The following is a 25,866-nucleotide window of genomic DNA, read 5'->3' on the forward strand; positions in this document are numbered from 1 at the left end:
CTAAATTTCCTTTATAGATACATTAGCCTTAAGATCTACTTCTGATACGAGGGCTAATTGATTTAAAAACTCAATTTGGAAACTGCCAGGTCCAGCTTCTGCAGTTCTCTGAGCCGCCTTTTCTGCCGCAATCCCGTAATAGGCTAACGCAGCCGTTGTAGCTTTGAGCACATTCTTTTCTACCCCTGCAAAAGCACCAATCACCGAGGTTAATAAACAACCAGTACCGGTTACCTTTGTTAAAATCGGATGCCCACCTGAAACAACATAAGTTGTTTCACCATCGGAGACAATATCCTCTTTACCTGTGATGACGACGACACTGCCGCTCGCTTTCGCCGCTTTGATTGCAAGCTCAACCGTGTTTCCATTACCGGCACCTGCATCCACACCTTTGATTTCCCATTTTTCACCAACCACATTGGCGATTTCAGCCGCATTTCCACGGACTACAGAAACTTTGACTTCTTTCATGATTTTATGGGCTGTTTCAGTTCGATATGGCGTAGCCCCAGCACCAACTGGATCAAAGATGACCGGTACTCCGAATTCATTTGCCGCTTTCCCTGCGATAATCATGCTATACACGTTTTGGGCATTTAATGTTCCAATGTTCAACACAAGCGCGCTAGCTATTTTTGCCATATCGGCCACTTCCTCGCTCGCATAGGCCATGACAGGCGATGCCCCCAAAGCAAGCAAGCCATTGGCAGTAAAATTCGTTACCACGACGTTTGTAATATTATGTACAAGCGGACTCACTTCTCTTACCTTTTGTAATGTTTCATATACATAGTTTGTCTCCAAAATACTATCCCCTTTTCTTTTTTTAAGGCTTTGTTAAAGGTAATGGTTGATTTTATAACAATGTTGATTGGAACGGATAAGCTCGACTCCTCGAAAATGCTATCGCATTTTCTTCGTGCGTGGGCGGATTCGAGGAAGAATTTCAATGTCCTGCGGGAGTACGGGACAGGGGCGACCCCGCAGACGCTTTCAGCGTCGAGGAGGCTCCCCGGCACGCCCGCGGGTTTGCTGAGCGCCTGCAGCGGAAATCAACATTCAATTTTAACACAGCCTTTTTGAAAAATAAAAAACCAGATCCATACGCAAGGACCTGGTTTTGAAAGCAACTCAAACATATCTAATTAACTACTTTCCTACGCTGGTATTACCCAGATCAGGTCCAAAGGGTTAAAAACTAAATGCTTCCTCTCAGCCTGAAACACAGGGCACCCCTAGTAGATCTATAATTATTAAATTACCCTCATCTTAACCCTATTTTTCTATCATGTAAAGAATATTCTTTGCCAAATTAATTTTTAGCTAATTCAATGATTTCCTTAAGGTCATTGGTAAAGCCCTTCACAGCTTTATCTCCAAGGACTGTGACCGGAACTCCTAAGAAGCCGTATTTTTCGACTTCTTTCTGGTAAGCTGGGTTTTGGGAAATATCTCTTGCTTCAAAGGCAATTCCTTCTTCTGTTAGTACCCTTTTGACCATTGTACATTCGATACAATCATTGGTGGTGTAGACAATAACGGTATTCTTCATGTAATTCTCCTTCATATTAAAAAAATCTGTTTTGCATCTATCGTATCACCTATAGAAAAAATCCAAAAGCGATACACATTTATTCCTCGGGAAAGCGCATGAACAGACAATTCTCGTGATTTCGTGTCGGAAAGTGAGGAAATTTAAGATGGCTAAATGGAAGATTTTTAAAATAATCAGGAAGACTATTTTAATATTTTTGTGATATAATTAAATGCTTGTTTAAAATTTTTACCAAGGTTCATCATCATTTTGTGCTAACCGTTTTTCAAAACTCTTCTTAATAGTGGTAAATAAATTATTATCTACCTCTTGGGGTGAATCAGGTTCACTAACAGGCGCAATAAAAGCACTCCTTCCCTCCCCTTCTAGTGGCAATGCTTTCGCTTCGACTAGTTGTTCTAACCGATTGATTCTTTCAAGTAATACAGCATTCTCTTTTTGTGCAATGCTGCCTTTGGAAGAATAATAAGGATCATGTTCCCACCAGTCCATCCCTATTTCTCTTGCCTTGTCAACAGAGGCTACAAGCAGCCTTATCTTAATCGTTAGTAAATCGACATCGGCTAACGATATTTTAATATCCCCTGCAATCACCACGCCCTTGTCTAAGATCTTTTCTAACACTTCGAGTAAATTTGATGAATTGGATGGATGTTGAATGGCCATATCCCTTCTCTCCTCTCACAGAAGTTTCCCAAGCGGTCCAAGTTCAATATTCAGTTCTTCATTCTCTAAACCAAAGATGATCTTTAATTCTGTCATTTTTTCTTCGAGCCGCATTAACGTTAACCCTAATTCCTCTAATTGTTCGTCTGTCAATGAATCATTTTCCACTCTCCGCATTGCCTGCCGTTCCATTAACTGGCGTAGTAGTTCAATTATAGTTAGAACTAGTTTCGCTAACCCTTGCTCGACATTACCTGATTCCAGCGGTAATCGTTCCATGGTTGATTGCCTCCCTGCGATTCTTGCTCTCATACTCTCCAAACGCACTTTCTATCGAAGAAATTAACAGCTTTAAATCAACGACAATTAAATCTATATTGGCAATGGAAATGAGTATTTCCCCACTAACGACAACGCCCGTATCAATAATTCCATCCAACAGATCCAAAAGAGTCATTTCTTTATTTTCAAGGAGTTGATATTGCTCCATTACAAGGTCTCCTTCCCCATTTTTGAAAAATGATAAGGAGGCCATGGTCCCGTTAGCTGAAAGCTGCAGCCAATTTTCGCATAATTCTTTTCCAAATCTTTCATTTTATGAAGGAATAGGTTTGCTGTCTCTTTAGCAATCAGGAAGTCGCAGTTTACCATCATTTCATCTTTTCGTTCGGTCACTTCTCTGCCCCAAATTTTCCGTAGATTTGCAGTTGTTATATAGGAAGCTAATTCATCACTTATTTCCTGCCACCATTTGGATTGCTCGAGTTCAACTTGTGAGGATATCAACTGCTCAAGCTTTTTCTTCATGATAAATTGCTTCCCTTTAGGCATGGTTATCATTTTTTCTTTTAAGTCCAATACAGTAGGGTTATGAAGATTAATATAATTTAGGATTTTTTCAGTATTATAATAAATTTTGAGATTCCACTCTTGTTGGTCCTTCAGACTGTGCAGTTTTTCTAAAATTTCATTATATTGATTTTTAAGAATGGCTTCCAAATTTTCCATCTTTTGAAAAACAGTGCAAAAGGACATCGGTAGAATGGTAAAATTCTTATGAATTTCAGAGATAATTTCGTGGTGATGAAAGGCTTTATCTTTTAACCAGTCTGGATCCTTTAACTGTAATTCAACTTGTTGTTGTGAGAAGGTTTGGGCATTTACAGGGGTATAGCAAGCGGCTATCCTTTTGTAAAATACGTCCGTGACGGCTTTCCCGTCGATCCCCATTATAGAAGGAACCTTTTTCGTCTGAAGTTCCTCTGCTAAAATGACTCCATACAAATATAAAAAATCCGTTGCAGCTCCTGTAGAAGCCATATTGTCTCCTCCTAAAAAAGCATTCTCTATTCCAGATTTTGTTCCCGATCTTTGGCTATCTTATATCTCCGCAGCAGTTCCTGTTCATGTTCTTCATACGTTTCGTCATCCAATTCGCCCAGTTCATACATCATATGCAGTTCAATCAATTGTTGTTGTATATATGGTAAATGGTACAGTTCTTGATCTACCTCCTCTTGAATTTTTTCCCCCAGTTTGAATAAGGAACGGATTGGCAATGTAAATAATTTGTGAATCATAGTTTCCCTTCTATCCGTAAGCGAATATTAACAAAGTTATAAGCTGGCCATGGACCAGAATACTTAAATTCAGCTTTTTCCTTCCAAAGTTCATATAACTCATTTACCTTTTGATCAAATCCTTCTTCCACCTTCCGATCAATTAAAAAGGCGGCATTTAATAGCACTTTACCCGGTATTGTATTATTTTGTTTGCCTGCATCAGCCAGCTCTAAAAGTGGACGATATATTTCTTCTTCCACTCTGTGTTCTATTCCCAAAACAAGATTTTGTGCACGTTCCCCTAAATGAATTTGATCATAAAAATTAGCCGGATTGGAGAGATCTTTTTTTCCCGTTTTCCATTCTCCTAACACTGCGTCCTGGTTTATTAATTGATCAAGCCATTCCTGTTTTACAACGACCTTTAATCCTACCTCCATTTTGTTGTCTAATTCTAAAAAGAGTTTTTCGAATTCAGGATTCAGATATTGCGCCACAAGCAGAGCGTCTTGCTCGGAATGAAAGACATTACCAAAACTCATGGGGATGATTGTGTATTGTTGCATGACTTTTGAGATGGTCTGCTGATGAGCCAATAGATTATTCCGATTAGGTAATACTTCGTCCGTTACTTTTGTTACTACCAGAGCAGTATTTTGGTGATGGATCGTATAAATTTCATTTTCTACACCGTTCATGGTGACCTTGCCAAATCGCTTTTGTTGTTTTTCAGGGATGACACAAAAAACATACAGACCACTATGTCGACTCAATGGTGTTCTTCCTTTCCTATTAATTCTTTAACAATTAACTCCTCTATTTCATTCCGACTCAATTCTGGAAAAATTTGTTTGGCCGGCCGTGTTAATACATCCAGGCACAGGGTCTGATATTGTTTATTCATCGGAACAATGGGGATATTAGCCTTTTTGGCAACAGTTGCGATCATTAGAGACGCCCTTAGACTAGGGCAAATTCCCTTTCCTTGGTGCCTTAACGTAGAAACAAGCCTGACGATTTCCTTTGCTTGTTGCAGGTTGATGGATGTTTTTTGGCGGATAATTTCGATTTCTGTTTCTTGATCACAATAATCCACATGAATGGTGACTAATCGGTCCAAAAGTGCATCCTGTGTATGATAGGTACCTGCATATTCATCTGGATTACTTGTAAAAATAACCGTGAAATCCGGATGACATTTAATAAATGATTCCTTTCCCTTTCCGTAGATAGGAAGCACGTTTTCCTCTAAGAGTGATAAAAATATATTATTCGTTTCTGGGCGTGAACGTGAAAATTCATCATAAATAACGACATGTCCTTTTTTTACAGCCTCTATCAATTGACCAGGAACCCAATTTGGTTTTACCTCTTGTTCTGTTTTATAAACCGAATGGATATAATTATCGATTACTTCTTTCTTAGAAAAACCAGCATAATGACCAATTAAATCATGATTGGATAACTCATGGTGCCCACGGATAATCGTCATGGGTCTGTTTAATAGTGCAGCGATATGTTCGGCGAGACTGGTTTTTCCAACACCAGAGGGACCAACAAAATGGACCGGATATCCAGCCTTTAAATATTGAAGTGACCTTTTAATGATATCCTCAAAAAAAGCTGTTTTGACAAAGCCTTCTGTTTGATTCACTATCCTTGACTGGTTCAATTTTCTTTCCTCCTTTTGTTAGGTTATTATCATACAAGAAGCCAAGGCAACAGTTCTGCCTTGGCTCCTCCTTAAGAAACTATTTAAAGCGCAGCCTCTAACCCTGCTTCTTCTCCATGATGGTGATCGTGGTCATGGTCATGGTGTTTTAGAAGACCAACTGCTTTGGCGTATTTTAACCAAGTATCCACACTTGCGATAACAATACGTGCATCAATTGTCAATAGTTCAATTCCCACTAATGAAACACGAGCCCACAAATCAATAACTACACCCTTATCTAGAATACGGTCGATAACTTCCGCTAAGCTCGAGGAGTCTACACTTTTTTGAATAGCAGCCATTAAATCCCCTCCTCTCATAACCGCTGCCAAAGCAGACCAACCACATCTTTAACAGCAATACTTATTCATATAAACGAAGTACTTTATTATATGAAACCATGGCATAAATTGGACTAGACAAGTTATTCACTTTCAATAATTTGTTATTGGTGCCTGACACCAATAAAGGACACTGTCCATTCCCTGTGTACATTTAACTGTTGCACGTATAATCAATATTCAAATAAAAAGGCTACACCTCTTATACAATACGAGGTGTAGCCTTTTGCTATTCTAGTGTTTCATTTGCGGCCTTGTGAAGAAAATTCCAAAACCTATTCCAATCATAGCGGCTAGGAGATGAACGGTGCCTGTTGAGATAGACAGGAATTTGATTGTACTTCCATAATATTCATTCGTTAATTTCAATAATACTCCCTCGAAGATTGGTTTATATAAAAATAAATACGGAATGAGAACAGGAATGAAGGCTGACCATTTTCTCCCCAGCAGGTACCTTGATATGACAAAATAAATAACGGCTAAAAGAAGCGCCAATCCAAACACAAAGGTATTAATATACCGCAAGGCCCTGTCTGGCTGATCTAAGAAAGCTAACACAATCAAATACACAATCCAACAAAAAGTTATCAATAAGGCAACTATTTGTGTCCTAAGCAAAAATTTCATCTAGTATCTCCTCTACTGCTAATTCATTGACCATTTAAACATACCATATAGAATTTGCGATGACTATTATCTTTGAAATAAACGCTTATTTTATCGATTCTTGATTACCTAAAGTTTTTATCAGTAATAATTTCAATATTTCAAAAAAAAATTACCTTAGAAATACAAAAGGACAAGGAGACATATTTTCTCCTTGTCCTTTTGTTATTACGATTCGACCTAGCTAGACAAACCAACCGGGTTTTCTCACTTTTATCCTACGTTAAGACCGAAGTCGGTAGCAATACGCGCAAGACCGCCTTGGTAGCCGGAGCCAACCGCTGAGAATTTCCATTCGCCATTGTGGCGGTATAACTCACCTACAATAATGGCCGTCTCGATTGAGAAATCCTCTCCTAAATCATAACGAATAAGCTCTTGATTTGTTTCTTCATTTACCACACGGCAGAAGGCATTCGAAACCTGGCCAAAATTTTGCCCTCTTGCTTCGGCATCATGAATCGTAATGACAAATGAAATTCGTTCTACTTGCGCTGGAACTGCCGCTAAATCAACCTTCACCTGCTCATCGTCGCCGTCCCCTGCGCCCGTCCGATTATCACCTGTATGTACAACGGAACCATTACCGCCTTCAAGCTGATTATAAAATACAAAATCCTTCTCAGAAGAACACTTTCCATTTGCATTTAACAAAAAAATACTGGCATCTAAATCGAAATCGTTTCCGCCATCATAACGGTTCGTATCCCAGCCCAAACCAATAATAACCTTCGATAAACCAGGATTGGTTTTGGTTAAATCAATTTTTTGACCTTTCGATAATGAAATTGCCATTCTAACAACACCCTTTCCATTACATATTAAATTACTTTCGCGGAACATTAGAACCCTAGAATAAGTTCCAATACCTTCCTTTATTCTACAAAAATAATACCCATTTTACTACTTTTAACTCATAAAACACTTCACAGCCATTAATCAGTTTCATTTTGAGAAAAATTGGTTACATTAAGAAATGTTAAACCTAATATGGCAAGATATGCTATAATGAAATCTTGGCAAGTTGAAGCCGGTTATTTTTTTGCAGGGAGCGAAGCATTTTATGATAAAAATTGAAATACCAAACCCAGATGTCGTTATTACAAAAAGCAGGCAAGTTGGTGAAAAAGTAGAATCACCCTTAAGCAGTGTCTATGGTTTTACCAATTATAATAAGATACCTCGCGACAAAGGCGGCATAATCTTATTTTTTAACAACAAAGACGAGTTATTATTTGTTGGAAAAGCTAGAAAACTCCGTCCTCGGGTAAAGCGCCATTTTGAAGATACTGTTTCACCCATTAAGGCACATCGTGATGATGTTTATAAAATTGCTGTCATCGTGGTGGATGAACCAATGGAAAGAGAAATCTACGAAACGTACATCATTAATACATTACAAGCTAAATACAATATCGAAAAAGTTTTCTATAAATAATAAGATAAGAGCAGGTTTTTACTTCGTTAATGAAGAACCTGCTCTTTTTCTTTAACTGATATCACCATATTTTAATATCATTTCTTTCTCAATATGACTAGCCCTTATCCCAAATTGGGGTCTAAAGTGTCCAATTTCTTCACCTAATAAGATCTTAATCGCCATATACGGAAAATTAATCCCGGAAAGACAGCTGAAATGCAGTCCGCCGCTCATCCGCGGGTTAATTTCAAGGAGTTTCGGGACACTATCAGTATATTTCACCTGGATATTAAATACATATGGCAATTTGTAGAGCCGGTGAAACTTGTGGGCTAGATCAATCAGCTCAGCACTTTCTACCAACTCCCTAACACGTCCATCCCCTTTCATTCGAGGAATCGCCGCATACAATCGGTCTGACGATGCCAGGCAATCAATACTGTACTCTCTTCCCTCTAGATACTCCAGCACCATTAAATCAGGAAACGTCTCCTGTTGTCCTAAAATTTCACAGGCATGGTTATAGGAAATTCGATAGCCTCCGCCACTATGGAATAGATGATGAATGGACTCCATCTCTTCCTTAATTACGCGAAAACCTTGTGCACCTTCGCCAACGGCGGGCTTAAAACAAACCGTATGCCCTTTTTCCTTCAAGCCACTATAAGCCTTTTTAAAATCATCAATATTATTGACAATATGATAGTCCGGAATTGTAAAAATCGGTTCTCCACTGATTAACGTTTGATATGCAGCTGCCTTATTATCCAGTGTTTCCATAAGGGCGGCATCAGGACAAACAAGGACCTTAACTCCCAATGCCTCAAATTCCGCCAACCGCTTCGATATGAGAACATTTTCTTTCCGTGGAATAAAAATATCAATCCCGTGCTTTTGGCAAAAATCCAGACAAAATTCTATATACTCATCCCCTGAAACGTCAGGTTCGACAAAAGCATAATCACAATTTTGTAGATACAGTGCATCTTTATTAGGACTTGTGCCATAAATCGTAAACTTGCGATGGTCTTCATTATCTCTGATCATGTCCATATAATGGGATACAGTCGTAAACCATCGATTAAACCAAATCTTCATTGTAAACCTCTCTTACTTTAAAAAATTGACTTTTCCATTATGGACAGGAATGTTAAATTTTATAATAATGTTTTCCAAAAAAAAAACGCTTCCACAAAATAGGAAACGTTCAGGGCCTTTATTATATATTATTCATGCACTTAAGCGTTGATCTTTAAATGATTAAATCGTAAAGCAAACTCCGAAATCGCTTCCAAATCTAACCTGGATTGGTCGGATGTAATGCCATCCACCTTTTTGACAACTTGTCTTTCAAAAAAATTTATTTTGGAAACGAGGAATTCTCCTCCAAATAAGCCGAGGGCAACCGCATTCTTGCGTAAATCTTGAGGAAAAGCATTATTAAATTGTTCAACAGCCATTTCTCCCTCACGCATACAAACAAGAAAAAGACCTAATTCCTTTCCTAATAGTTCTTCATGGTGGGCTTGAATAAATCTTTTTATTCTTCGTTGAATCATGCCGGCATGAATCGACCCACCTATAATCACCGTATCAAACTCTTTTAAATCAACGATGCTTTTATCGTGATTTAAATCTACTGAAACCACTTCTCCTGTAAGCTTTTCATTTAATACCCCAACGACCTTTTCAGTAGTCCCATGGGATGAGCAATAAACAATTAAAGATTTCATGATCAACAATCCTTTCTATATTAATAGAATTCAGCCGTTCTGACATTCTCCAACCAAGGTGCGAATATACTAATTTCATTATAATTCCTAAAACCCTAAAAACAGGTGTAAATATTGGCAATATTAGTACAATGGTGCCTAACACCAAATAACGTGAAGGCCAAAGTTCTGCCTTCACGTTTTAAAAATCTGTTTGATAAATTGGCCGATTTCTCTAGTGGCCTTCTTAGCTTCCGGCAATAAATCCCCACTAATTTGCCAAACATGCCACATTCCGTCCCATACCTTAATCGACACGTTAACATTTGCATCCTTCGCTTTGGCGGCAAGCATTGACGCGTCACTTTGTAATATTTCATGAGTCCCCGATTGAATGAAAAGTGGCGGTAATCCGGTAAGGTCTGCAAAAATAGGCGATATCAATGGGTGGTCAAGTGACTCCGTACCTGCATACATCCGTGCTGCTTCCATTACTGCCTTTACACTTAAATACGGATCGATTTCCCTGTTTTTTTGATAGCTTTCCCCGCTGCTGGTTAAATCTACCCATGGTGAAAGACACACAATTCCAGCCGGCAGCGGCTCATTTTGATCCCTCAACACGAGTGCGGTGGCCAAACACAAACCTCCTCCTGCAGAATCTCCTGCGAAAATAATATCATTTTCAGTGTACCCTTGCTTTAACAGCCAACGGTATACATTAACCGCGTCTTCAATGGCGGCTGGGAAAGGATGTTCAGGAGCCAATCGATATTCAGGGAACAGTACATTCACACCAGCTGCTTTCCCGATCCTCGCAGCGAGCGGTCGGTGAGTGTTGGCTGAGCAAAGGGCATAACCACCACCGTGAAGATAAAGAACCACTTTTCCTGGCAAAGTGGTACCAGTCGCGAGCCACTCTGCATATAATCCATCCAATTGGAGGGGAACAACCTGACAATTTTTCGGTAGCTTGCCCATCTTACTGGCAGCCATATCCAGCATCTCCCGCTTCTCCTCAATCCCTCTTTCCCTTATTCCTTTTTTCACCGCCTTTTTCACTGAAAGCTTAATTGCTTTTTCAAAAAAATAACTTTGAAAACTTGACATGGTTAAATTCCACCTTTTCAGCCAACTTCTGTTAATTTTATTATACTAAAAAAAGACGAACTATTAGAATGACCTTTATTCATTTCTAAAATTTTGTAAATATTCTATAACAATTCAACCTGCCTATAGTACAATTAGGTTAATAGGAGGTGTTCTAAAAAAATATCCATCAAGGAAGAGGAAGTTGAACAAACCGCTGATTCTGCCAGTGCCTCGGGAAAGTTGTTAACTTGAAAGGGGGAAATGACTTGGGTCCTTTATCAAAACAAGAAAAAAGCTGGGTATTTTATGATTGGGCAAATTCTGCCTATTCCATCCTGATTACAACTGCAATCTTTCCTTTGTATTTTAAAGCAGCGGCCAAACAAGCCGGACTTGCCGCCTCCACTTCCACAGCCTACTGGGGTTATACTAATTCGTTTGCCACTCTGTTAATTTCTCTTTGTGCTCCAATTTTAGGAACTATCGCCGATTTCAAAGGCTTCAAAAAACGATTCTTCACCTTTTTTTTAGCCCTTGGAATTATTTTCACCTTGTTACTCGCTGTTGTGCCAAGTAATCAATGGCTCATTCTCTTAATCTGTTACATGGTTACCGTCATTGGCTTTGGAGGTACCAATATTTTTTATGATGCCTTCTTGGTTGATGTAACGACCGAAGACCGGATGAATCAAGTTTCCTCCAAAGGCTTTGCCATGGGCTACATCGGCAGTACCATCCCGTTTATTATCGGCATCGCTCTCATTCTTTTATCACAGCAAGGTATACTCCCGCTTACTGTTACAGTTGCCAGTCAGTTTGCCTTTGCTATCACTGCCCTATGGTGGGGGTTATTTACGATCCCTATGCTAAAAAATGTCAAGCAGGTATATTACAAGGAACGTGTACCAAACCCAGTTGCCACCGGGTTTCGCCAACTTGTTCATACCTTTAAAAAGATCAGGCTTTATCGTCCACTCTTTTTATTCTTATTTGCCTATTTCTTTTATATTGATGGAGTCAATACAATCATTACGATGTCTACCACTTATGGGTCGGATATCGGGATTTCCTCCACTACTCTATTAATCATTTTATTTGCGACTCAAGTGGTGGCCGCGCCGTTTTCGGTTTTATATGGTAAACTGGCAGATCGCTTTAAGGGCAAAAAAATGCTGATAGTGGGGATTTTTGTCTATATCGTCATTTGTATCTATGCTTATTTTTTAAAAACAGCATTAGATTTCTGGATCCTCGCCATGCTTGTCGCCTCCTCACAGGGAGGAATACAGGCACTAAGCCGTTCCTACTTTGCTAAGCTGGTCCCAAAGGATAGTGTAAATGAGTTTTTTGGCTTTTATAGTATTTTTTACAAATTCGCCTCCATCCTAGGTCCCTCTTTAATGGGCGTTACCTCACAAATTACCAGGAATACCAATAGTGGTGTGTTTAGCTTGGTCATTCTATTTATCATTGGTGGAGTTTTGCTTTTGAAAGTACCAGAAAAAGAGCCTATCCCAACATCCAATTCTTTGTCACACTAGCTGAAAATAATTCTCCAGTGCCAGTCATAAATAAATTGGCACTTTTTTTTATTTTGATTGATTACAGAACTAACGTTCGGTTATAATGAATATATCAGCAATGATTCTAGCTTATCAGAATAAAATTTAAGGAGCATTTGAAAATGATTAGACCTTATTTAATGTTTAACAGAGAATGTGATGAAGCTTTTAAAATGTATCAAAAGGCCTTTGACGGTGAAATGGTGTCCATTCAGAAATATGGCGATATGCCACCTAACCCTGAATTTCCGGTTGCTGAAAGCGATAAGGACCTCGTGTTACATGCCCAACTGAAATTAACAGAAACTGGCTATATTTATGGTTCAGATGGAAGCCGTAATCAACAAGGCAGTCCAAAAGTGTCCATCAGTGTAGAACTTGATTCTGAGGAACGTGCTTTTAAAGCATGGGAAGTGCTGAAAGATGGCGGGTCAGTTTATATGGATCTTCAGCCAACCTTCTTCTCCAAACTGCATGGTTCCGTACAGGACAAATATGGAGTAACTTGGATGTTTACCGTAAACTAGAAAAGAGGAAGCGCCTTGATCAGCCCCGACCAGCACAAGACAAGCCGGCTGAAAGGTTGCCTTTTAACCTTTTGGACGGCTTGGCTTGTGACCTCGAGGGGCTAGGCGCTGGAGCTGGACAATTCACAAAGTCCGAATTTATAATTTCTTATTTTTTCAAGAAAAAGCACCCAGGTATTTTACCTGGGTGCTTCTTATCCTCATTTTTTCATTAATTTTTGAATCGTTACAAGTACTTCATCGAGGACCTCAAAATCGCCTTCTTGGATTCTCTCAACTACACAGCTTTTCATATGTCCTTCCAGCAATATTCTCGCAACACTGTTTAAGGCTGATTGTGTTGCCGCAATCTGATTTATCACATCATCACAATACGTATCTTTTTCAATTAGTCCTTTAATCCCGCGAACTTGCCCTTCAATACGGTTTAACCTAGTAACTAGATTGTTTTTAACCTTATCTGGATGATGACTTTTCCGCTGGTTTCCCTCATTTTCACAGCAAGAATCACTCGTTAACTCTTGATCCAGTTCTTCGTTATGAGACATTAAATAAATACGCCTCCTTTTTGGACTAATTATATCATACCACCGTATAGTATCTACATGCTTTCCACAATTGTTTGCTGGATGTTTCGAATAACATCTCCACGGCTAATAACACCAATCACACGATTTACCCCGTTAACTACAGGGAGTTTTTTAAAGTGGTGCTTGGCTAAGATATTAATGACGGTTTCCATTTCATCGTCAGGTCCAACGGTGACTATGCCATGTGTTTTAGCAATCTTGATAATTTCCCTATTAATGATTTCATCTAAATGGATATCCCGATCCTCTACCGCGATATATGTCATAAAACTAAAATAATCATGGATACGACGATCTAATGGTTTAAGAGCGCGCAAAATATCACCATCCGTTACCATCCCGATTAAAGTCCCATCTTTTTTCATAATCGGCACACCGCCGATTTTCTTTTCCACAAAAATGGACATGACTTCTTTAATTGTATTCTCAGGCCATACTGAAATAACATCCCACACCATAAAATCTCTTACCTTCATCATCTCACCGCTTTTTCTAAAAAATTTCTTCATCAAATGGTTCTATAATCAGGATTTAATGAATATAATAAATTCCATTATTCGTTGGATAGCATTTATTCTAAAGTTTCCAATGTGTTTCCACGCCATTTCTCTAATATGGAAGGCGGGTAAACCATTCGGCATACCAGCTTGGCAATCTCCAGACAGGTACACTTTTTCTCTGCATGGCCAGTTTGATCAAGTCCATTCTCCACGATTACCATAATCGCCCATGATACCGTATCTAAATCTAAATCATTCCAGACGTACCCTTTTTCTCTTGCTTTCTCTAATCCAGAATAAATCCTTGCATGAATCCTGGTTCTAGCATTTTTAAGGACACCAACAAGCTCTGGATCCTTTAATAACAACTCTGGCAATACACGTCGAAGCCCAAATTCATGAATTCGGTTATAATGGCTTTCTAAGGAAGACGCCAATGATGAAACAGGATCATTAGTAACCCAGCTTATTTCAGGTGGAAGAAAAGACTCAATTTTATCCTCAAGCAAGGACATCAGCAGCTGGCGTTTATCGGAAAAATAACGATAAAAGGTTCCCGTGGCAACCCCCGCATGAGCAGCGATTTCTTTCGCAGTTGTCTGTTCATAACCCTTTGCTTGAAACAACGCATATCCGCTTTCTAATAAGGCATTTCTTTTTTTCTGAGCACGGTCCTGTTTGGGCAAAAAAGGAAATTCACCTACAAGTTTTTCATCATCCGACATGTTCTCACCTCTAAATTTATCATAACACGAACCAATAAATTGAACCACAGTTCATGTTAAAATTGACACATTTAGCTGTCTATGTAATACTTGAACTATAGTTCACATTATGATCGAACTTGAATAAATAAATACTTGAAAAGTTATTTCACTAAGCAGGAATTTATGGTTTTAATGCGAATAATTTATAGTATTCTTTAATCATATTTTAATTTTTAAAACTATTTTAGTTTTACTATAATCGGAAGGTGTTGATTAATTTGGCAAATCAATCTGAATCCAAAAAAATATCTGTAAATTCCACTATTTCATTAAAGGGAATTGTCAAAGCCATATTCAACGAAACCGTTCATGTTCAAATAGGCGGAAAAGTCATTCCAGTTCCAGCTTCAGATTTTTTTAATGAAAAACCAACCAAGTAATATGATAAAGGGCCCGTCACTTTTGTGATGGGCCTTCCTTGTTAGAATTTTAGTGCTTGTAACATTTACAGGTCGTGATATGATCATTAACCATCCCCACAGCTTGCATAAAAGCATAACAAATGGTGGAGCCGACAAATTTAAACCCCCGCTTCTTAAGATCCTTGCTTAGCCGATCGCTAATATCGCTTGTTGCCGGGACTTCACTCATTTCCTTGAAATGATTTTGAATCGGTTTTCCATCTACAAAGGACCAAATATAACCCTGGAACGATCCGAATTCTTCTACAACCTTTAAAAATGCTTTTGCATTTGTAATAACCGCATTTATTTTCAATTTATTCCGGACGATTCCTACATTTTGCAACAGTTCGTTAATCTTATTTTCTTCGTATTGGATTATTTTCTCAGGTTCAAAATGATCAAACGCTTTTCGGTAATTCTCCCGTTTTTTTAAAATTGTGTACCAGCTTAATCCCGCTTGCGCCCCTTCTAAATTTAGATATTCAAAGAGCAAACGGTCATCATATACCGCTACCCCCCATTCATGGTCATGGTAATCGATATAAAGTGGATCCTGATTAACCCAACCGCATCTTTTTTCTAATTCGTTCATGACGTTTTCTCCTATACACTTAAGGTCATATATAGTATGACATAGATCCTTTAAAAAAAGTATCGGGTTTATGGTTGCATTAAAAAAGCCTGAGTTTGGTCCATCTCAGGCATGATTTTAAATGTTCTATTAGTTATTTTGCACGTATTCGTTCTCTGCTGCCAACTCGCTCTCAGGTAGAGTAACTTTACTAAAGGTAATCAAGACGTTCCAGCTGCCTGAAGATTGCCCGTCAGCATAAAACGTTGGTTTACAATCTTTGTCCAGCATACTTAATAGCATGGCGAGATGGCGGCCGCCTGATTCAACTCTTGCCATTCTTGCGTATTCAGGTAGCATATCATAGGCTGCCTGAAAATTTTTACTCATCACAAATTCAAGGAATTGCTTATCCATCGCATGTTCGGTTACGGTTGGCTTGTTATGTCTGCCTCTCACCAAATTATGAGATAAGGCACCGCTTGAAACAAAGACGACTTTTTTATCGGTTTCCTGTAAAACTTTGGCGATTACTTGACCCCATTTATACGTTTCTTCGATACTTGCTGCCAAAGTAACCGATAAATTAATAACTGGAATTTTTTCATCTGGATTTAAGTAGCGTAATGGTACAACACTTCCATAATCCCACAGATAATAAGGATCATTCACTCCTTGAACTTGAAGACCTGCCTCCTCCCCTGCCTTGACCAGTTGGTTGGCTAGTTCTTCATCTCCCGGGAAGTTGTAAGGAACGTCCTTAATTAAGTCAGGTGCTTCAAATGCTGTCAGTATGCCTTTATGAACAGGTGTACAATCTACATAATGGAAAAAAGTCGATGGCCAATGACATGAGACTAAAACAATCACATCAGGGTTAATTTCCTCGATTTGTTTGGCTACAATCATCTTCATGGCTGCAGCCATATCTTGTTGAAAATTCGGCACTTGATCTTCATGACACATGCTAGGAACATGGGGAGCTATCAAACTAAACTCAATCGTCATAATACCCTCCTGGAATTTTTATCATTCTTTACCGAGTTAACGCTTACAATAATGAATAATCACAGGGAGCATCGATATCCCCATGCTCCCCTGTTGTGTCCTATCTTTCTGAAGCAGGTACTCCTGCAATTCCCCAATGGGTTTTTGGAATTTCAGTTACGATTACGCGAATACTTTCTCTTGGTGCGTTTAAGGTTTCCTGAACTGTATTGGTAAGATTCTGGATTAATTCTGTTACTTTCTCAGGAGGTCTTCCCTCCATAATCTGCACATTAATAAGTGGCATATCTTATCATCCTTTTTATAAAAAGATCCTTTAATCCGTTACTGTAAACGTAACTTCACCTAGTCCATCAAATTTTCCGCTGACCACATCACCGTATTTCAGCATTACTGCGCTGGTGATACCACCTGTTAAAATAACATCACCCTTGCGCACTTTTTGTCCCTTTTTGGCAAGCATATTCGCTAGCATGGCAATTGAATGTGCCGGGTGTCCTAATACAGCTGCACCTGCCCCAAGCTCCCTAATTTCACCATTAATCGATAGTGTTGAACCAAGTAAATCTAGTTCAAATTGATCTGGTCTCTTTAAAGTTGTACCAAATACAACCCTTGAGGTCGAAGCATTATCTGCAATCACGTCCGGTAAGGTAAAGTTGAAATTTTCATAGCGGCTGTCAATGATTTCTAATGCAGGCAGTACATAGTCCGTTTTAGCGAGAACTTGAGCACCTGTTACACCAGGACCCTCGATATCTTCTCCGATTACAAATGCAATTTCCGCTTCTACTTTTGGATGAATCATCTCATGTAATGGCAGTTTGCCTCCATTCTCAATCAGCATATAATCAAACACATATCCATAGATGGGATCATCAATCCCCATTTGTTTCATCTTGGCAAAACTGGTTAAACCCATCTTTGGACCAACTATTCTTCTGCCTTCCTGCAGTTTCATTTGAACGATTTCTTCCTGAACCTGATATGCTTCCTCTACCGTTAAATCAGGCCATAAATTGGAGGTTACCTTCTCGACCTCACGTTGTTCAAGCTCGGCTGCAACTAGATAATTGGCTATTTCCTTAATTTGACTCACTGTTTTCCCCTCTTTTTCTCCATATTAAAAGTGCACACTAACTTGACCGATATGAGCAAATCTCGCCGTAAATGAATCTCCTTTATTTGCTGCTTCCGCAGCGGACAACGCACCGGAAAGGATTACTTCCCCTGCACGAAGCGGGATATCAAATTCTGATAGTTTATTTGCTAACCATGCGACACATGTAGCCGGATTTCCCAATGCAGCTGCACCGACACCTGTATTAACGAGTTCACCGTTTTTCGTTAAGACCATGCCGACTAATTCCAAATCAATATCTTCGATTCTAGTTGGTTTTCCGCCTAATACGTAAAAACTTGAGGACCCATTATCGGCAACCGTATCCTGCAGCTTTATCTTCCAATCTTGGACTCTACTATCGACGATTTCCAGCGCTGGCACGACATATTCAGTTGCCTGAAGAACATCAAGAGTGGTTACATTCGGTCCGCGTAAGTCCTTTTTTAAAATAAAGGCAATCTCAGCTTCTACCTTTGGCTGGAGAACGGATTCAATTGAAATGGATCCGCCATTTTCTACTACCATATTATCTAGTAGATGGCCGTAATCTGGCTCATCAACGCACAACAGGTTCTGCATGGCTAATGACGTTAACCCTATTTTCTTGCCAACGATTTTTTGTCCTTGCGCAATTTTTTTATTAATATTTTCAAGCTGAATATGATAAGCCTCTTCTACTGTAAGCTCCGGCTCAACGGATGTTAAAGGGGCAATGCCTATTTTGGTCGTTTCTGCTTCGGCTAACTGTTCTGCAAATTGTTTTACTTTACTAGTCAACGGATTTACTTCCCTTCTTATAGTTTGGCAATATTGATTTCCGCTACAGGCGCTCAGCAAACCCGCAGGCGTGCCGGGGAGCCTCCTCGGCGCTGAAGGCGCCTGTGGGGTCTCCCCTGCCCCGTACTCCTGCAGGAGTCGAGCGCCTTCCGCTCCAATCAACTGCTATAAAATCATCAAAAACCTTAACTCAACCTAAAGTTTGATTGTGACATTGGAAAGTTCAGAGTAGAAGTCGATACTGTGCATGCCGCCTGTTCTGCCGATTCCGCTATGCTTCATACCGCCAAATGGTGTTCTTAAATCGCGTAAGAACCAAGTATTGACCCAAATGATTCCAGCCTCCAACTGATGTGCCACTCGGTGAGCTCTTTTTAAGTCGTTTGTCCAAATGGTTGCTGCTAACCCATAATGAGTATCATTTGCCTGCATCACCACTTCTTCTTCCATATCAAATGGTAAAACCGTAACAACTGGTCCAAAAATTTCCTCCCGAACACAGCGAGAATTACGATCAAGCCCCGTGATAATCGTTGGTTCTAAGTAATACCCTTTTTGATATCGACTTGGGCGTTTCCCGCCTGTCAGAATGGTACCGCCGTCTTCTCGGGCAATCTCAATATAGCTGTTGACACGGTCATAATGTTCTTTGCTGACCAATGCACCTACATTCGTATCTGCTTCAAGCGGATGGCCCACTTTTAAGGTTCTAACTCTTTCTGCAAATCTAGTTAAAAATTCTTCGTATACAGGGCGTTCCACATAAATCCTTGAACCGCATAAACAAACTTCTCCTTGATTCTCAAAGCTGGATTTAATTGTTGTTTCAATTACTTCATCTAAATCAGAATCAGCAAAGATAATGTTTGGATTTTTACCGCCTAGTTCAAAGGAAAGCTTTTTCAAAGTGTCAGCTGCCGATTTCATGATAGCGGTCCCAGTTCTTGGCTCACCAATAAATGAAATGGCATCCACATCCGGATGTTCCGAAATCGCGGCACCTGCGGAATTAGGTCCAAATCCATGAACAAGATTGACCACTCCATCCGGAACCCCTGCTTCTTTACAAATCTCCATTAATACGGTAGCCGTCATTGGCGTCCATTCTGCCGGTTTAATGACAGCCGTATTGCCCATTGCTAAACATGGGGCTAACTTCCAAGTTAACAATAATAACGGCAGGTTCCAAGGCTTAATAATACCAACAACACCGACAGGTCTGCGATACGTATAATGAAGGGCAATATCATCCTGCATATTCGCATCGGTTCCAACAGAAGTTATATAATCAGCGAAAAAGTGAAAGTTAAAGGCTGCACGCGGTACATCTACACTATTGGCTAATGAAAATGGTTTTCCAGTATCCATAGATTCGAGATGGGCCAGTTCTTCCTGTCTCTCAAGAATTAAATCCCCAATGCGACGTAAGATTTTAGAACGTTGCACAACACCCATGGTCTTCCATTTTCCATTTAGAGCTCTTCTCGCAGCCGCTACCGCAAAATTTACTTCTTCTTTCCCTCCTTCGGCGACCGTTCCTAAAACTTCCTCTGTTGCTGGGTTAATATTTTCAAACGTTTTTTGATTTTGTGATTCGACAAATTGGCCGTTGATAAAGTGTAAACAATTAATGGCTCTTACTCTAGTTTCTACTTGCATGTCGAAATTCCTCCTAGAAAAAAGTTGATATTTTGATATTTTCATAACATTATGGTAACGCTTCCGAATTTCATAAACAACGCTTCAGTTTCTCTATATGCAACAAACCCAATTTTTTTATAAATTTTTTAAATAATTCACAATTTTTTAAAATACTGTTTTCATTTTGCTTTTTTTCTGGTATATTGCCGACTATAGAGCAACTATGTTTTACATAGTGAAACACTTCTGAAGGAGGGATTTCATTTGACCGAAAAGATCGACAACGAAAGTCACCTTTCATCCGTTAAAAATGCACTTCGGATTTTACAATGCTTTACCATGGATGAACCTGAAAAAAAGGTCAGCGAAATATCTGCTGCCCTCGAACTTAACAAAAGTACCGTCAGTCGAACAATGACAACGCTTGCAAGCGAAGGGTTTGTTTACAAAGATCCAGAATCAAAAAAATATCGGTTAGGTCTTTCGATTCTATCATTAAGCGGGATTGTCAGCAGTCAGATGGATATCTACCGAGAATCACAACCTGTCTTAAATCGGTTAGTAGAAAATATTGGCGAAACAGCCCATATTTCCGTTTTGGACCATTTAGATGTTATCTATCTTCAAAAGGTGGAATGTAACCATCCAGTCAGATTCTTAACCCATATTGGAAAGCGAAATCCTCCACATTGTACAAGTTCCGGGAAGGTCTTACTAGCACATTCTCCTGAAGACGTCGTCAATGAAGTTATCGAAAAAGGCATAAAAAAATTCACCAAGAATACCATCACGAATCCACAAAAATTTCGGACCCATTTAAAACAAGTAAAAGAGAACGGGTATGCAAGTAGTACAGAAGAAATTTTAGAAGGAGTGACCTCCATTGCCGCCCCTATTTTTGATTATCGTGGCAAGGTTATTGCTGCCTTATCTGTGGTTGGTCCAAACCAAAGAATACAGCAGCATAAAATTCAAGGACTTGCCAAAAAGGTAATGAGTGCTGCAAAAGAGGTATCAACAAGAATGGGGTATCGAGGTTACTAGTCTACCAATTTATTAATTGTAAAAAGGGGTTGTTTCGGTTGTATGATTTCCACACTCATTTTATCCCATCAGATGTTTTAGCATGGTTGAAGGACAATCAAAGAACAGTAAATGCAAAGTGGATCAAAAAGGAAGAAGGAAAAGACGACTTCTTAGTCGTAAATGAAAAATGGGGATTTGAATTAAAACGTGCTTTTATTGATGAAAATAAATATTTAGCTGAACAAGAAATGGCCGGTGTGACTCATTCCGTTATCTCGCCGATACCACAGCTGTTTATGTATGATTTTCCTGACGAAATCGTCACAGAGATTTCAAGTGTTTATAATCGCTCCTTAGCAGAATGGACGCATTCCGCACCAGAACGCCTATCGGCTCTAGGAACGGTTCCGCTAACCAATCCAGTTTTAGCAGCCAAAGTCTTACATGATGCGATGAACTTAGGGCTAAAAGGGGTAATCATCGGGCCTGGGTTAGAGGGTCAGATGCTATCAGACGAATTTTTTATCCCTTTCTTTGAAGAAGCCAATCGAATGAAGGCGATTGTATTTATTCATCCCTTATTATGTGAAGACCCAAGGTTAAAAAGAAGGATGATGCCAAATTTAATCGGGGTCCCTTGGGAAACAACAGTCTGTGCAACCGACCTCTTGTTGAGTGGCTTGATTGACCAATTTCCCGATGTAAAAATAGTATTTGCCCATGGCGGCGGGTTCCTGCCTTATCAGATTGGCAGGCTCGATAAAGGGTATGAACAATGGACATTGGTTTCCTCTAAATTGAAAGCGAAACCATCGGAATATTTAAAACGTTTCTGGTATGACACTGTACTTTGGAATCAAGATAGTTTAGATTTTCTAATTAAAAACGTTGGAGATGAACGAGTGGTCCCTGGTTCTGATTACCCATTTGATCTTTGTGTATGGCCTCCAACTGGAAAACATGAATTAGCGGGGCGTTCATTACTAGAATAATATTTTCACAAAGAACTCTTTCAAGGAGTTCTTTTTTGATGGGTTACTATGATCGTTACCTGGATAAAACCTGAAGCAGAACCCTTTCTGATTTCTAAAGGACAGCAAACTAGTCTTTTAAGGGGTGTGAAACCTTTCATAACTCCTGTAGGACACCGCGCTTGCTCCGTTCGGGGGTTATAGACCTTTCATAACCCCTGTAGCTCATCGTTCTTTCTCCGTTCGGGGGTTTTGAACTCTTCATAACCCCTGTAGGCGCGATTGCTTCATTCGGGGGTTTTGAACTCTTCATAACCCCTGTAGGTCGACGCGCTTGCTCCATTCGGGGGTTTTGAACCCTTCATAACCTCTGTAGAACGACGCGCTTGCTTCGTTTAGGGGTTTTAAACCTATCATAACTCCTGAAAAGTAAGTAGCAAATCTCATTCGGATGTTATGAAACTTTTACGAATAATTTTTCGTTGGACCTCTCAACACAAATTCAAATCCTACAAAACCAATTAACCTGTTTTAAAAAATTGTAGGTTGAAACTATTTTACTTTTCGATAAGCCCTTCTCTCAGCATACTCTGAACAAGAAATACAAACCTTCACCATGTCACCTTTGTCAGTAATATACGTCCTTAAAGGACTCACCTTCCTTTTACAAATCGCACATTTATTTTTAAATAGATTAAAAATAAACATCACTGCACACCTTCCATTTCCCTATTTTCAATATCTTATTAATGAAATCTGTAATTGGATTCATTTGTATCAAGTTTTTTTCCTAGAATTATAGTAAGATGGGATAAGAAACTTAACAAAGAAAGGACGCATCAAATTGTCATATAAAATGATTGTACTAGATTTAGATGATACTTTATTACAAGATGACCACACCATTGCCCCTCGTACGAAACAAGCCTTAATGGAGGCTCAAAAATTGGGTGTTAAGGTGGTACTTGCATCCGGGCGCCCGACGTCTGCCATGTATGATATTGCAGATGAGCTTGAATTGAAGGAATATGGAAGCTTCATATTATCTTTCAATGGGGCAAAAATCACCAACTGTCAAACAGGTGAAGAGCTGTTTAGCAGCACCTTATCACCCGAAACAGCGCACCGCTTATATGAATTAAGCCGTCGTGAAGATGTATGGATCCACACCTATGTTGGTGACTTGATTGTAACGGAAGCTGGAAATCAATACACCAATATCGAAGCAGAAATAACAGGCTTAGATATTTTTGAAGTTGACAGTTTTATAGAGTCAGTAAATGAACCAGTTGTTAAGGTGTTAATGGTAGATGCACCGGAAAAACTCGCTGAAGTGGAAAAAACCCTTCAACAAGAATTAGAAGAAGAACTTAGTGTCATGCGCTCCAAACCTTTCTTTTTGGAATTTACCGAAAAGGGTGTAACAAAAGGTACCAGCCTCGAATCTCTAATTGGACAACTTGGTATTACACGAGAAGAAGTGATTGCCATTGGCGACAGTTACAACGATCTAGCGATGATTGAATTTGCTGGGTTGGGTGTTGCCATGGGCAATGCTCCACAAGATATCAAAGACAAAGCCAATTATGTAACAGACACCAATATGAACGACGGTGTAGCGAAAGTCGTTGAAAAATTCGTCTTAAAAACACCACAGTTGGTTTAATGCAAACTGCTTGGATCATTCCAAGCAGTTTTTTGTTTAAGAATAAGAAATTTCGACTTTGAGAATTGTCCAGCTCCAGGCGCCATCGGCTCGAGGTCACAAGCCAATCCGACCAAAAGGTTAAAAAGAAACTTTCGTCCGGCTCGTCTTGTGCTTGTCGCCGATAGGCAGGCGCCCTGCGCTTTTCCACTGTGATCTAGCCCAATCATGTCCCCTGTTTGAATTTGTTTGCATAAACTATCACAACAAAAAAAATTAAAGGCGGAGAGAGGTATGGGATTATTCATCAATAAAAATAAGCACCCAAATTTATACAGAAATAATAGCCATTTAGCTGAACCCAATCAGGTAGAATCAAGACAGGATTTCCTAACTGAACTGATGCAGGAGCAGCAAAAGGCTTATCAAGCAATGAAAGAGGCATTAGCTGAAATGAAAACTCGTTATCAGCAGCAAACAGATGCCCAAAATACCCAGTGGCAACAAGTGGATTATCAATTGAGTGATTTAAAAAATAATACAATTAGGCAGCAAAAATTTGAAAACGAAATGGTCACTAATCTATATTCCCTTCATGAAAAGAATATCCAATTAGAGACTATGGTTGAAAAGGAATTTCAGGTAAGCGAATCCTTGACCGAAAAAATCACTCAAATTAGCAAAACATGTGATAGCATTTCGGATCGCTTAGAAAAGAACGAAGAAGCGCATCTGCAGCTAGCAGAACAAATGAATGAACAGCTTGACATGCAAAAACAAGCCGCCGAAAAATTAACGAAACAAGAGGAAATTTACGGGGGGATGTTAAAACGGCTTGATACCCAGGAGGCACTGTTGGATAAACTAGGACGCCAGTTAAACCATGTCCGTTCCATCCTATTTGAGCGAACTAATTACTTGGTAGATAAGATTGACGAAGGCTACAAACTTACCTCATCTTATGTGTACAAATTGATGACCGGTTCCGAACAGCCACTTACTTTTTTCTTGATGAATCAGAAAAAAGAAGAAAATCCGGATAAAAAAAGTTCACAGTGATGCCACTGTGAACTTTTTTTGATTAAATACCTTGATTAAAAATGTCAGTTAATACAGGTACGATTTGTTTCTTACGTGAAACAACACCTTTTAAGGTTGCTGTGTTATTTTCAAGTGTAACATTGTACGCTTTTTCAACAGCAGCGGTTTTGCTTCCTAAGGCTAAACCAACAGAGTCATTTGTTAAAATATCTGTTACAACAAATAGGAACAAGTCTAAGTTCTTTTCTGCAATGATGTTTGAAATAGCAGCTTCTAATTCTGCTTGACGCTCAAGGACATCCGCTGTGTCTACTACGTTTACTTGAGCGATTTCTACTTTGCTTGAACCCATTTCAAATCCTTTAGCATCAAGGCTTAAAAGTTCAGCAATTGATTTATCGCGAACGTCCGCGCCTGCTTTTAACATTTCCAAACCATATGTTTCCGCATCAACACCAGCAATTGCCGCTAATTCCTTCGCTGCTGCAACATCTTCAGGTGTACAAGTTGGAGATTTGAACAATAAAGAGTCAGAAATAATGGCAGATAACATAAGACCAGCAATTTCCTTCTTAATTTCTTTACCGTTTTCTTTGTACATTTTATTTAAAATAGTAGCTGTACAACCAACTGGCTCGCAGCGGTAGTATAATGGATCGCTTGTTTCAAAGTTAGCGATACGGTGGTGATCGATAACTTCTAATACGCGAACGTCTGTAATATCATTGGCACTTTGCTGACGCTCGTTGTGATCCACCAAGATAACAGAATTTACTTCAGAAGCTACTGCTTCAACTAAACGTGGAATTTCAGCGTTAAATGTGTTTAGCGCAAATTGTGTTTCTCCATTAATTTGTCCTAGGCGAACTGGTTCAGCGTCTACGCCTAATTGTTTTTTCAAATCTGCATAAGCAATAGCAGAACAAATGGTATCGGTGTCTGGATTTTTATGACCGAAAATAAGTACTTTTTCCATTTT

General features: G+C 39.3%; 33 protein-coding genes and 1 riboswitch. Of the genes, 8 read left to right on the top strand and 25 right to left on the bottom strand.

The features are described from left to right. The 12 genes from thiM to JOC76_RS11315 all read right to left on the bottom strand — a co-directional run bounded on the left by thiM (position 1) and on the right by JOC76_RS11315 (position 7,305). Positions 1-807 (bottom strand): hydroxyethylthiazole kinase, encoded by an 807-nt coding sequence (gene thiM / locus JOC76_RS11260; RefSeq protein WP_205177705.1) that lies wholly within the window; start codon positions 805-807, stop codon positions 1-3. A 333-nt stretch (positions 808-1,140) separates the two neighbouring features. Then, positions 1,141-1,250: riboswitch (TPP riboswitch) on the bottom strand. 65 nt (positions 1,251-1,315) lie between these two features. Continuing rightward, on the bottom strand, positions 1,316-1,555 hold the full coding sequence (locus JOC76_RS11265) for a glutaredoxin family protein (RefSeq protein WP_205177706.1): 240 nt from the start codon (positions 1,553-1,555) through the stop codon (positions 1,316-1,318). Positions 1,556-1,786: 231 nt separating this feature from the next. Beyond that, on the bottom strand, positions 1,787-2,224 hold the full coding sequence (locus tag JOC76_RS11270; RefSeq protein ID WP_205177707.1) for a gas vesicle protein: 438 nt from the start codon (positions 2,222-2,224) through the stop codon (positions 1,787-1,789). Between the two features lie 15 nt (positions 2,225-2,239). Continuing rightward, the gene (locus JOC76_RS11275; RefSeq protein ID WP_205177708.1) at positions 2,240-2,503 is read right to left on the bottom strand and encodes a gas vesicle protein K; all 264 of its coding nucleotides are present in this window, start codon (positions 2,501-2,503) and stop codon (positions 2,240-2,242) included. Continuing rightward, positions 2,475-2,714, bottom strand: coding sequence for a gas vesicle protein (locus JOC76_RS11280; RefSeq protein ID WP_205177709.1), 240 nt, complete (start codon positions 2,712-2,714; stop codon positions 2,475-2,477). Before JOC76_RS11280 ends, JOC76_RS11275 begins: the two co-directional genes overlap by 29 nt. Continuing rightward, positions 2,714-3,544, bottom strand: coding sequence for a GvpL/GvpF family gas vesicle protein (locus JOC76_RS11285; RefSeq protein WP_205177710.1), 831 nt, complete (start codon positions 3,542-3,544; stop codon positions 2,714-2,716). Before JOC76_RS11285 ends, JOC76_RS11280 begins: the two co-directional genes overlap by 1 nt. Positions 3,545-3,570: 26 nt before the next feature. Beyond that, entirely contained in the window at positions 3,571-3,804 is a 234-nt protein-coding gene (locus JOC76_RS11290; protein WP_205177711.1) for a gas vesicle protein GvpG, read from the bottom strand. Further along, complete coding sequence (locus JOC76_RS11295) at positions 3,801-4,559, bottom strand: GvpL/GvpF family gas vesicle protein (protein WP_205177712.1); 759 nt, start codon at positions 4,557-4,559, stop codon at positions 3,801-3,803. Before JOC76_RS11295 ends, JOC76_RS11290 begins: the two co-directional genes overlap by 4 nt. Further along, positions 4,556-5,458, bottom strand: coding sequence for a gas vesicle protein GvpN (gvpN, locus tag JOC76_RS11300; RefSeq protein ID WP_205177713.1), 903 nt, complete (start codon positions 5,456-5,458; stop codon positions 4,556-4,558). The genes JOC76_RS11295 and gvpN overlap by 4 nt, the downstream gene beginning before the upstream one ends. 83 nt (positions 5,459-5,541) lie before the next feature. Then, a complete protein-coding gene (gene gvpJ, locus JOC76_RS11305) occupies positions 5,542-5,802 on the bottom strand; it encodes a gas vesicle protein GvpJ (protein ID WP_205177714.1) in 261 nt (86 codons plus the stop codon). 273 nt (positions 5,803-6,075) lie between these two features. Then, complete coding sequence (locus JOC76_RS11310) at positions 6,076-6,471, bottom strand: hypothetical protein (protein ID WP_205177715.1); 396 nt, start codon at positions 6,469-6,471, stop codon at positions 6,076-6,078. Between the two features lie 252 nt (positions 6,472-6,723). Beyond that, the gene (locus tag JOC76_RS11315) at positions 6,724-7,305 is read right to left on the bottom strand and encodes a TerD family protein (RefSeq protein WP_205177716.1); all 582 of its coding nucleotides are present in this window, start codon (positions 7,303-7,305) and stop codon (positions 6,724-6,726) included. A 268-nt stretch (positions 7,306-7,573) separates the two neighbouring features. On the opposite strand from JOC76_RS11315, the gene JOC76_RS11320 reads away from it, so the two are divergent. Then, entirely contained in the window at positions 7,574-7,948 is a 375-nt protein-coding gene (locus tag JOC76_RS11320) for a nucleotide excision repair endonuclease (protein ID WP_205177717.1), read from the top strand. Between the two features lie 51 nt (positions 7,949-7,999). Here the strand turns inward: JOC76_RS11320 and JOC76_RS11325 are convergent, their stop codons facing one another. The 3 genes from JOC76_RS11325 to JOC76_RS11335 all read right to left on the bottom strand — a co-directional run bounded on the left by JOC76_RS11325 (position 8,000) and on the right by JOC76_RS11335 (position 10,752). Continuing rightward, positions 8,000-9,028 carry an ATP-grasp domain-containing protein gene (locus JOC76_RS11325; protein ID WP_205177718.1) on the bottom strand — a complete coding sequence of 343 codons (1,029 nt, stop codon included), beginning with the start codon at positions 9,026-9,028 and terminating at the stop codon, positions 8,000-8,002. A gap of 140 nt (positions 9,029-9,168) precedes the next feature. After that, complete coding sequence (locus JOC76_RS11330; RefSeq protein WP_205177719.1) at positions 9,169-9,663, bottom strand: flavodoxin domain-containing protein; 495 nt, start codon at positions 9,661-9,663, stop codon at positions 9,169-9,171. A gap of 174 nt (positions 9,664-9,837) precedes the next feature. Further along, positions 9,838-10,752: an alpha/beta hydrolase gene (locus tag JOC76_RS11335; RefSeq protein WP_205177720.1), complete on the bottom strand. Its 915-nt coding sequence runs from the start codon at positions 10,750-10,752 to the stop codon at positions 9,838-9,840. 248 nt (positions 10,753-11,000) lie between these two features. Between JOC76_RS11335 and JOC76_RS11340 the strand changes: the two genes are divergently transcribed. Continuing rightward, the gene (locus JOC76_RS11340) at positions 11,001-12,275 is read left to right on the top strand and encodes an MFS transporter (RefSeq protein WP_205177721.1); all 1,275 of its coding nucleotides are present in this window, start codon (positions 11,001-11,003) and stop codon (positions 12,273-12,275) included. Between the two features lie 143 nt (positions 12,276-12,418). After that, the gene (locus tag JOC76_RS11345) at positions 12,419-12,823 is read left to right on the top strand and encodes a VOC family protein (RefSeq protein ID WP_205177722.1); all 405 of its coding nucleotides are present in this window, start codon (positions 12,419-12,421) and stop codon (positions 12,821-12,823) included. 200 nt (positions 12,824-13,023) lie between these two features. Here JOC76_RS11345 and JOC76_RS11350 read toward each other — a convergent pair whose 3' ends face one another. From JOC76_RS11350 to JOC76_RS11360, 3 genes are all read right to left on the bottom strand, one after another. Then, positions 13,024-13,371: a metal-sensitive transcriptional regulator gene (locus JOC76_RS11350; RefSeq protein ID WP_205177723.1), complete on the bottom strand. Its 348-nt coding sequence runs from the start codon at positions 13,369-13,371 to the stop codon at positions 13,024-13,026. Between the two features lie 53 nt (positions 13,372-13,424). Next, positions 13,425-13,922 carry a CBS domain-containing protein gene (locus JOC76_RS11355; RefSeq protein WP_239557699.1) on the bottom strand — a complete coding sequence of 166 codons (498 nt, stop codon included), beginning with the start codon at positions 13,920-13,922 and terminating at the stop codon, positions 13,425-13,427. A gap of 62 nt (positions 13,923-13,984) precedes the next feature. Beyond that, positions 13,985-14,638 carry a TetR/AcrR family transcriptional regulator gene (locus tag JOC76_RS11360; RefSeq protein WP_205177724.1) on the bottom strand — a complete coding sequence of 218 codons (654 nt, stop codon included), beginning with the start codon at positions 14,636-14,638 and terminating at the stop codon, positions 13,985-13,987. A gap of 260 nt (positions 14,639-14,898) precedes the next feature. Here JOC76_RS11360 and JOC76_RS11365 point away from each other — a divergent pair, with 260 nt between their 5' ends. Beyond that, positions 14,899-15,060, top strand: a complete 162-nt coding sequence (locus JOC76_RS11365) for a hypothetical protein (protein ID WP_205177725.1) — start codon at positions 14,899-14,901, stop codon at positions 15,058-15,060. 49 nt (positions 15,061-15,109) lie between these two features. Here the strand turns inward: JOC76_RS11365 and JOC76_RS11370 are convergent, their stop codons facing one another. The 6 genes from JOC76_RS11370 to JOC76_RS11395 all read right to left on the bottom strand — a co-directional run bounded on the left by JOC76_RS11370 (position 15,110) and on the right by JOC76_RS11395 (position 20,222). Further along, positions 15,110-15,676 carry a DNA-3-methyladenine glycosylase I gene (locus JOC76_RS11370; RefSeq protein ID WP_205177726.1) on the bottom strand — a complete coding sequence of 189 codons (567 nt, stop codon included), beginning with the start codon at positions 15,674-15,676 and terminating at the stop codon, positions 15,110-15,112. 129 nt (positions 15,677-15,805) lie between these two features. Next, positions 15,806-16,663 carry a DODA-type extradiol aromatic ring-opening family dioxygenase gene (locus JOC76_RS11375; protein ID WP_205177727.1) on the bottom strand — a complete coding sequence of 286 codons (858 nt, stop codon included), beginning with the start codon at positions 16,661-16,663 and terminating at the stop codon, positions 15,806-15,808. A gap of 100 nt (positions 16,664-16,763) precedes the next feature. Next, positions 16,764-16,949, bottom strand: a complete 186-nt coding sequence (locus tag JOC76_RS11380; protein ID WP_205177728.1) for a 4-oxalocrotonate tautomerase — start codon at positions 16,947-16,949, stop codon at positions 16,764-16,766. Positions 16,950-16,979: 30 nt separating this feature from the next. Further along, a complete protein-coding gene (locus JOC76_RS11385; protein ID WP_205177729.1) occupies positions 16,980-17,762 on the bottom strand; it encodes a 2-keto-4-pentenoate hydratase in 783 nt (260 codons plus the stop codon). 24 nt (positions 17,763-17,786) lie between these two features. After that, positions 17,787-18,563 (bottom strand): 2-keto-4-pentenoate hydratase, encoded by a 777-nt coding sequence (locus JOC76_RS11390; RefSeq protein ID WP_205177730.1) that lies wholly within the window; start codon positions 18,561-18,563, stop codon positions 17,787-17,789. A 195-nt stretch (positions 18,564-18,758) separates the two neighbouring features. Continuing rightward, a complete protein-coding gene (locus tag JOC76_RS11395) occupies positions 18,759-20,222 on the bottom strand; it encodes an aldehyde dehydrogenase (protein WP_205177731.1) in 1,464 nt (487 codons plus the stop codon). Positions 20,223-20,468: 246 nt separating this feature from the next. Between JOC76_RS11395 and JOC76_RS11400 the strand changes: the two genes are divergently transcribed. The 4 genes from JOC76_RS11400 to JOC76_RS11415 all read left to right on the top strand — a co-directional run bounded on the left by JOC76_RS11400 (position 20,469) and on the right by JOC76_RS11415 (position 24,905). Then, the gene (locus JOC76_RS11400; RefSeq protein WP_239557680.1) at positions 20,469-21,248 is read left to right on the top strand and encodes an IclR family transcriptional regulator; all 780 of its coding nucleotides are present in this window, start codon (positions 20,469-20,471) and stop codon (positions 21,246-21,248) included. 38 nt (positions 21,249-21,286) lie between these two features. Then, complete coding sequence (locus JOC76_RS11405; RefSeq protein WP_205177732.1) at positions 21,287-22,222, top strand: amidohydrolase family protein; 936 nt, start codon at positions 21,287-21,289, stop codon at positions 22,220-22,222. A gap of 823 nt (positions 22,223-23,045) precedes the next feature. Next, positions 23,046-23,867, top strand: coding sequence for a Cof-type HAD-IIB family hydrolase (locus tag JOC76_RS11410; protein WP_205177733.1), 822 nt, complete (start codon positions 23,046-23,048; stop codon positions 23,865-23,867). 273 nt (positions 23,868-24,140) lie between these two features. Further along, positions 24,141-24,905, top strand: a complete 765-nt coding sequence (locus JOC76_RS11415) for a hypothetical protein (RefSeq protein WP_205177734.1) — start codon at positions 24,141-24,143, stop codon at positions 24,903-24,905. Positions 24,906-24,927: 22 nt separating this feature from the next. Here the strand turns inward: JOC76_RS11415 and JOC76_RS11420 are convergent, their stop codons facing one another. Continuing rightward, positions 24,928-25,863, bottom strand: coding sequence for a manganese-dependent inorganic pyrophosphatase (locus JOC76_RS11420; protein ID WP_205177811.1), 936 nt, complete (start codon positions 25,861-25,863; stop codon positions 24,928-24,930). Positions 25,864-25,866 lie beyond the last annotated feature (3 nt).

It is taken from the genome of Neobacillus cucumis (assembly GCF_016908975.1).
GTDB classification, from domain to species: domain Bacteria; phylum Bacillota; class Bacilli; order Bacillales; family Cytobacillaceae; genus Neobacillus; species Neobacillus cucumis.

Excerpts from the sequence above, each read along its gene's own strand:
- JOC76_RS11265 (WP_205177706.1), bottom strand. The coding sequence starts at position 1,555 with ATGAAGAATACCGTTATTGTCTACACCACCAATGATTGTATCGAATGT.
- JOC76_RS11270 (WP_205177707.1), bottom strand. The coding sequence starts at position 2,224 with ATGGCCATTCAACATCCATCCAATTCATCAAATTTACTCGAAGTGTTA.
- JOC76_RS11275 (WP_205177708.1), bottom strand. The coding sequence starts at position 2,503 with ATGGAACGATTACCGCTGGAATCAGGTAATGTCGAGCAAGGGTTAGCG.
- JOC76_RS11280 (WP_205177709.1), bottom strand. The coding sequence starts at position 2,714 with ATGGAGCAATATCAACTCCTTGAAAATAAAGAAATGACTCTTTTGGAT.
- JOC76_RS11285 (WP_205177710.1), bottom strand. The coding sequence starts at position 3,544 with ATGGCTTCTACAGGAGCTGCAACGGATTTTTTATATTTGTATGGAGTC.
- JOC76_RS11290 (WP_205177711.1), bottom strand. The coding sequence starts at position 3,804 with ATGATTCACAAATTATTTACATTGCCAATCCGTTCCTTATTCAAACTG.
- gvpJ (WP_205177714.1), bottom strand. The coding sequence starts at position 5,802 with ATGGCTGCTATTCAAAAAAGTGTAGACTCCTCGAGCTTAGCGGAAGTT.
- JOC76_RS11310 (WP_205177715.1), bottom strand. The coding sequence starts at position 6,471 with ATGAAATTTTTGCTTAGGACACAAATAGTTGCCTTATTGATAACTTTT.
- JOC76_RS11315 (WP_205177716.1), bottom strand. The coding sequence starts at position 7,305 with ATGGCAATTTCATTATCGAAAGGTCAAAAAATTGATTTAACCAAAACC.
- JOC76_RS11320 (WP_205177717.1), top strand. The coding sequence starts at position 7,574 with ATGATAAAAATTGAAATACCAAACCCAGATGTCGTTATTACAAAAAGC.
- JOC76_RS11325 (WP_205177718.1), bottom strand. The coding sequence starts at position 9,028 with ATGAAGATTTGGTTTAATCGATGGTTTACGACTGTATCCCATTATATG.
- JOC76_RS11330 (WP_205177719.1), bottom strand. The coding sequence starts at position 9,663 with ATGAAATCTTTAATTGTTTATTGCTCATCCCATGGGACTACTGAAAAG.
- JOC76_RS11335 (WP_205177720.1), bottom strand. The coding sequence starts at position 10,752 with ATGTCAAGTTTTCAAAGTTATTTTTTTGAAAAAGCAATTAAGCTTTCA.
- JOC76_RS11345 (WP_205177722.1), top strand. The coding sequence starts at position 12,419 with ATGATTAGACCTTATTTAATGTTTAACAGAGAATGTGATGAAGCTTTT.
- JOC76_RS11350 (WP_205177723.1), bottom strand. The coding sequence starts at position 13,371 with ATGTCTCATAACGAAGAACTGGATCAAGAGTTAACGAGTGATTCTTGC.
- JOC76_RS11355 (WP_239557699.1), bottom strand. The coding sequence starts at position 13,922 with ATGAAGAAATTTTTTAGAAAAAGCGGTGAGATGATGAAGGTAAGAGAT.
- JOC76_RS11360 (WP_205177724.1), bottom strand. The coding sequence starts at position 14,638 with ATGTCGGATGATGAAAAACTTGTAGGTGAATTTCCTTTTTTGCCCAAA.
- JOC76_RS11370 (WP_205177726.1), bottom strand. The coding sequence starts at position 15,676 with ATGAACGAATTAGAAAAAAGATGCGGTTGGGTTAATCAGGATCCACTT.
- JOC76_RS11375 (WP_205177727.1), bottom strand. The coding sequence starts at position 16,663 with ATGACGATTGAGTTTAGTTTGATAGCTCCCCATGTTCCTAGCATGTGT.
- JOC76_RS11380 (WP_205177728.1), bottom strand. The coding sequence starts at position 16,949 with ATGCCACTTATTAATGTGCAGATTATGGAGGGAAGACCTCCTGAGAAA.
- JOC76_RS11395 (WP_205177731.1), bottom strand. The coding sequence starts at position 20,222 with ATGCAAGTAGAAACTAGAGTAAGAGCCATTAATTGTTTACACTTTATC.
- JOC76_RS11415 (WP_205177734.1), top strand. The coding sequence starts at position 24,141 with ATGGGATTATTCATCAATAAAAATAAGCACCCAAATTTATACAGAAAT.
- JOC76_RS11420 (WP_205177811.1), bottom strand. The coding sequence starts at position 25,863 with ATGGAAAAAGTACTTATTTTCGGTCATAAAAATCCAGACACCGATACC.